At 37.4% G+C, this 2,010-nt stretch carries 3 protein-coding genes; 1 reads left to right on the forward strand and 2 read right to left on the reverse strand.

The features are described 5' to 3' along the window. Positions 1–307 precede the first annotated feature (307 nt). Positions 308–1,084, reverse strand: a complete 777-nt coding sequence (locus tag AC1DSE_RS34645) for a hypothetical protein (protein WP_477529053.1) — start codon at positions 1,082–1,084, stop codon at positions 308–310. Between the two features lie 148 nt (positions 1,085–1,232). Then, complete coding sequence (locus AC1DSE_RS34650) at positions 1,233–1,697, reverse strand: CBO0543 family protein (protein ID WP_441887063.1); 465 nt, start codon at positions 1,695–1,697, stop codon at positions 1,233–1,235. Between the two features lie 113 nt (positions 1,698–1,810). On the opposite strand from AC1DSE_RS34650, the gene AC1DSE_RS34655 reads away from it, so the two are divergent. After that, on the forward strand, positions 1,811–2,010 hold a 200-nt coding region (locus AC1DSE_RS34655; RefSeq protein ID WP_477529054.1), incomplete at its 3' end, for a hypothetical protein.

The following is a 2,010-nucleotide window of genomic DNA, read 5'->3' on the forward strand; positions in this document are numbered from 1 at the left end:
TTATCTGTTGTCATCCTATCTACTTGATTTGATTGTTCCGCGAAGGCAGGGAAACACAGTGCGGATGATAGGATTGTAAAGGCAAATAGCAACGAGTAAATTTTTTTCATACTCACTAATTCTCCTTGTGTTCAAATTTTTTTTACCGTTTATAAGTTGCCCTTACTATAAAAAAATATTCTGCTTTTATGTATCTCAATGAATAATCAAATACATGGGAGGGATTTATATATGGCTGAATAACATTTTTTTTGAATGAAACCTACAAGAAAAAGGAGGAGGCTACAAGTTCCTCCCCTCAATTTAGCTAGAGGATGTTAGGCCCAATTACCTCACCGCTGAAATGGACCTCATTGATTACAGGATTAGCGAAATTAGTAATTGGGATTGGTGCACCATCCGTAATTACACTAAATCCGGAGGCTGGGCCAGCTGCTGCAGTTAAAAAATAAATTGAATTAGGACCAGTTAATCCTGTATCGGTACATGCAAAAGTTGTTGTAATGGTTCCTTGCACCAGAGTATTACCTGTTCCTGAGAAGTTAATCTGGGTTRCACTTCCGGAGTCTACTACTGAGGCAACACGCACACCTAATAATGGAGCATCTCGAAAAAAGCTGAAGTTCATGACTTGGCTTGCCAAGGCTAATTCGGGGGCAACTTCGCTTATGAAGTTAAAGCTCCATACGATGGTTGCTTTTAATGCCACTCGACTATTTATATTAACATTACTTAAAGTTATTGACTGGTTACTGACTTGAACTTCCGGACCAATCATAGCAGGTGACACTGGAAGTACGATTGTTGTAATGGCTGGACCACCGGTAATCATAGGATCGGGAATCTGAAAAAAATCATAAAAAGTAAGAAGTCCAACTCCTGAAGTACCAGGTAATCCCTGCGGACCGGTTGGACCCTGTGGCCCGGGAGGCCCTGCAGCCCCTGCAGCCCCTTGTGTTCCATTCCGTGCAAGCACTTTAATAATTCGTCTTTTGCGTCTCCCTTTAATTAAGGAATTATGTTTACATCTCTTTGGGCTATTTCTTTTCAAACCTATTTTAAGCCTAGTAGTGGAACATTTCATCGAATACACCTCCTCACATAGATGCCTTATTTTATGATTTTGTTGGAATGGTGTGTTAGACAGTTGACTAGATTTATCGAGAGTAAATGATTGCGACCTAAGTTTTATTCAAAATTAAATAAATTGACGGACAGATTTGAATATTCTATTACTTAACTACTTCAATATGCTCTTTAGCAATTATCCATGCTGTTGTAACACATAGATACGCAATTAAGTAGGAAATGAATGTCCAACCTATATTCCATCCGTTTCCGTACATTACGAATCCAAATAGAAGGGCTGTGTATTCAAGGACAGTGGTGAGTAAGCTGAAAATCAAAATAAAGATAACTGGATGGAGTCGAAAAGTTCTTTTTGAAAGATTGTAAATTAATAGAGAACCTAAAACAGCGTATAGCCCCAAATCCATAGGTAATGCGGAAATAGTTTCATTTTTCTCGAAAATAGGTTTAAAATCCCAAAAACCAAAATAGATGCCTATTGTATTTATAATCATTGAAATTACTGCCGTTACAGGACTAATGACAATAAATAGGATCGGTTGTTTTCGAACTATGAACGATGCTAAAACCCAAGGAATTATGAAGCCAAAAATAATATTGTATAGCATTTTTAGTTTCACTCCGTATTGAAAGTTTTTATATGAAGTATCGTCATAAAAGCGAGTAGATATTCAATTAACTTTATGTTCAAGTCTGAATACGGAAGAACATGGAGGGCTGTATGGAGGAACAAAAAGAGTTAGAGGACATTAAAAACAAGTTGACTGAAATAAAACAATATGATGATTATTTTTGGCTGCGGTATTTGCAAGAGAATACGATTTTTGACACCGATAACATCAAGGCTCAAAAGGATTGGTTAATAGCCAGCCTAGAACGATTTATCCAATTGTCACCAGCAGGTGCTTTCAAGGGCAACGA

This window comes from Paenibacillus sp. 01L418 (assembly GCF_056400045.1).